Source organism: Sphingomonas sp., from assembly GCF_031372575.1.
Classification (GTDB): domain Bacteria; phylum Pseudomonadota; class Alphaproteobacteria; order Sphingomonadales; family Sphingomonadaceae; genus Sphingomicrobium.
In genome coordinates, this window is sequence record NZ_JANMLM010000069.1 from 1 (window position 1) to 3,338 (window position 3,338).

At 62.9% G+C, this 3,338-nt stretch carries 4 protein-coding genes; 3 read left to right on the plus strand and 1 reads right to left on the minus strand.

The features are described from left to right. Positions 1 to 1,058: aldehyde dehydrogenase family protein (locus tag RMN73_RS06455; RefSeq protein WP_309602501.1), on the plus strand; the 1,058-nt coding region annotated here is incomplete at its 5' end. A 274-nt stretch (positions 1,059 to 1,332) separates the two neighbouring features. After that, entirely contained in the window at positions 1,333 to 2,019 is a 687-nt protein-coding gene (locus RMN73_RS06460) for a hypothetical protein (RefSeq protein WP_309602502.1), read from the plus strand. A gap of 46 nt (positions 2,020 to 2,065) precedes the next feature. Here RMN73_RS06460 and RMN73_RS06465 read toward each other — a convergent pair whose 3' ends face one another. After that, positions 2,066 to 2,632 (minus strand): helix-turn-helix transcriptional regulator, encoded by a 567-nt coding sequence (locus tag RMN73_RS06465; RefSeq protein WP_309602503.1) that lies wholly within the window; start codon positions 2,630 to 2,632, stop codon positions 2,066 to 2,068. 94 nt (positions 2,633 to 2,726) lie between these two features. Between RMN73_RS06465 and RMN73_RS06470 the strand changes: the two genes are divergently transcribed. Continuing rightward, the gene (locus RMN73_RS06470; RefSeq protein ID WP_309602504.1) at positions 2,727 to 3,227 is read left to right on the plus strand and encodes a DUF6456 domain-containing protein; all 501 of its coding nucleotides are present in this window, start codon (positions 2,727 to 2,729) and stop codon (positions 3,225 to 3,227) included. Positions 3,228 to 3,338 lie beyond the last annotated feature (111 nt).

Consider the following 3,338-nt stretch of genomic DNA (forward strand, 5'->3'; position numbering starts at 1 on the left):
TTGCGCTCGCGCTGAAGGAGCCGGTCGGGGTCATCCTCGGCATCGCACCGTGGAATGGGCCGATCGTGTTGGGCGTGCGCGCCATCGCCGTGCCGCTGGCGTGCGGCAATACGGTGATCCTGAAGGCGAGCGAGACCTGTCCGCAGACGCACGCGCTGATCATCGAGGCGTTTGCCGAGGCTGGTTTCCCCGATGGCGTCGTCAATCTCGTCACCAACGCGCCGGCCGATGCTGCCGACGTCGTCGGCGCTCTGATCGACGCGCCCGAGGTCAAGCGCATCAACTTCACCGGCAGCACGGCTGTCGGTCGCATTGTCGCCCGTCGCGCGGCCGAGCACCTCAAGCCGGTGCTGCTCGAACTTGGCGGCAAGGCCCCGCTGATCGTGCTCGAGGACGCCGATCTCGACGAGGCGGTCAAGGCAGCGGCGTTCGGCGCCTTCATGAATCAGGGCCAGATCTGCATGTCGACCGAGCGGATCATCGTCGTCGATGCGGTGGCCGACGCGTTCGCCGCAAAGTTCGCTGCCAAGGCGGCGAGCATCGCCGCTGGCGACCCGCGCGAGGGCCAGGCCCCGCTTGGAGCGGTGGTCGATCAACGGACCGTCAGCAACGTCAAACGCCTGATCGACGATGCCACATCAAAGGGTGCGAAAGTCATCGCCGGTGGCACGGCGGAAAGCGTCATCATGCCCCCGACCGTGGTCGATAACGTCACTGCCGCCATGGATCTTTACACCGACGAGAGCTTCGGCCCCATCGTCGCCATCATTCGCGCCCGCGATTCCGACCATGCGGTCGAACTCGCCAACGATAGCCACTATGGCCTCGCAGCCTCGGTCTTCACGCGCGACATCGTCGTGGGCCTGGCCGTCGCTCGGCGCATCCAATCGGGCATCTGCCATATCAACGGCCCGACCGTCCATGACGAGCCGCAGATGCCATTCGGCGGCGTGGGCGCGTCGGGCCATGGCCGCTTCGGCGGGCGGCAGGGCATCGACAGCTTCACCGAAACGCGTTGGATCACCATCGAAACCCAGCCCGGCCATTTCCCGATATGACGTGGCGTGACGGCCTCGGCCGCTCACGCCTTAAAAGGGGGCGTCGCCTGCTCGGATTAGTTGGTGGAAAGCGGACACTAGGTCCTAATGTCCGATATGGGTGAAAGCGGACATTAGTGATTGCCTGCAGCCTCTCAGACTCCGACTCGCTCCAACGTCATATCCGATACCCTTCTCTCGACCCCTCGAGCATATGATCCTCGCTCGCCGTCTCGCGCCAGGCAGTTCGGCCCGTTGCATTCCCTCCAGCCGCCGACTGCCCTAATGATCGGTTGTGAGACGGATCAAAATTCCTTGGTTGAAACCACTCAACGGGTGGCGCGGATTTCTCGGCGAGATCGCAATCATCGTCATCGGCGTGCTTCTCGCATTAGGCGCACAGCAGGCGGTCGACACTTGGAACTGGCGGGGCGAAGTGAGCGAGTTCCGCAAGGCAGTTGATTACGAACTTTCGCTCGACTTGGGTACTTATGAATATCGCTTCCGCCAAGCGGGTTGCGTTGGCCGCAGGTTGGATCAAATAGAAGTGTGGCTTCAGAGTTCCAAGACTGGCTCATTACCCAAACTGCTTCGACCGATCGGTCGGCCGTCGATGCTAAGTCAATATTCGAGCGTTTGGGACAATAAGGACAATGATGTTACGGCTCATTTGCCATTGAAGGATCGCCTTCAATATGCCCAACTGTATGACGAGTTTCGGACCATAAACGGGCTTAAGCTGGATGAGCGGGAACTATGGCGCAGTCTTGCCGATTTTGAATATGCTGACGAGCTGAATCACGAAGATAGGATGCGGCTCGGCGGGCTAATCTCTCGCGCTCGTGCAATCAATGAGCTGTTGAATGCTAATTACCCCTTGATGATACAGCTTGCTTCTTCAGCCGGACTTCGCCCAGTTGCGGTCCCTGATGTCGCGGCTCCTGACCCAGCCTTTTGTCTGGCGCTGATTCCAACGACCTGAAACTGTGCCCAGCGTCCGCAATGGGTCGAAAGCAGACACTAGCCCCCTAAAGCGACCGCACCAGTTTCACCGCCATCGCCACCCACGGCGGATCGGTCACGACTTGCTGGCGCCCGCCAGTACTCGGCGGCAGTAACTGCAGCTTGCCCTCCTCGCGACCGATCAGTCGCCCGAACAGGAACCGACCGGCGGGGCGGGGGACGATGATGTCGCGGTTGAGGGCTCGGCCATAGGCTTCCGCCTCGAGAGGTTCGCACCAGATTTCGTCGCCCGCGCGATAATCGCCGATGCTCGCCGCGACCGTCACTCCGACCAGCCCCGCAGCGGGCTTGGGCGGGACCACCAGGGTTGCCTTGCGCGGTGCGTTGGCGTGGCCGTTGGTGCCAAGGATCGCGACCACCTTGATCTCGTGACTGTCGGGGTTGCTCACCAGATCGGCGGCATCGACCCCCAAGGCGGCGGCGATGCGGTTGAGCCAGCCGACCGACACGGTGCGCGTGCCCGTTTCCAGTCGGCCGACGGTCTGCGGGGTGGTTGACGGCACGCAGGCCTTGGCGACATCGTCGAGGGTCATCTTCTTGGCGCGGCGAACTTCGCGAATGCGGGTGATCATGTCAAACTCCGAGCGAACCCATGTGGTTTTTTACTGTCCTACAGAAACGCCTCTGTGGCAAGTAAGAAACGACTCGGGGTCAGCGGAGAGACAGATGCATTCAAATCGGCGGTTGCTCAGCGAACGAGCCCTCGACCCGCGCGATCGCGGCACGCCGGCCGATGCCGTGACGAAAGCGCGGCCGGCGCGATCGGTGACCGTCAACCTCACCGAATCGCCGCTTGGCTGGCTGTTCGCGCGCGGCCATCTGACCCAGCGCCAGTTTGACGCGGGCGAGCGGCTGCGGTTCGATTATGAGCGCGGCCAGTTGGCGCAGCGGGTGACGATGGCGTGGGATGCGGCCCCGGTTGCGCGCGGGCGCGGCGGGGCGGCGTTCGCGCCCGATCTCGGCGGGTTGCAGGTCGACGCCAAAGCGCGCTTCGCCAAGGCGATCGACGCGGCGGGGCCGGGGCTGGCCGACATCTTGTGGCGGATCGTGTGCGGCGGGGAGGGGATGCGCGATGCCGAAACCGCGCTCGGCTGGCCGGCGCGCGCGGGCAAATTGGTGCTGACCCTCGCGCTTGACCGCGTGGCGGACTATTACCGCATCCGGTAAATAGGACAAATGGTCGCGGACCCTACGACTTTTGCGACGTTTGAGGCTTTATCGACTGCCCTTGCACAGGAGTGTTTTGCGATGATTCTCTACGGTTCGACCATTTCGCCA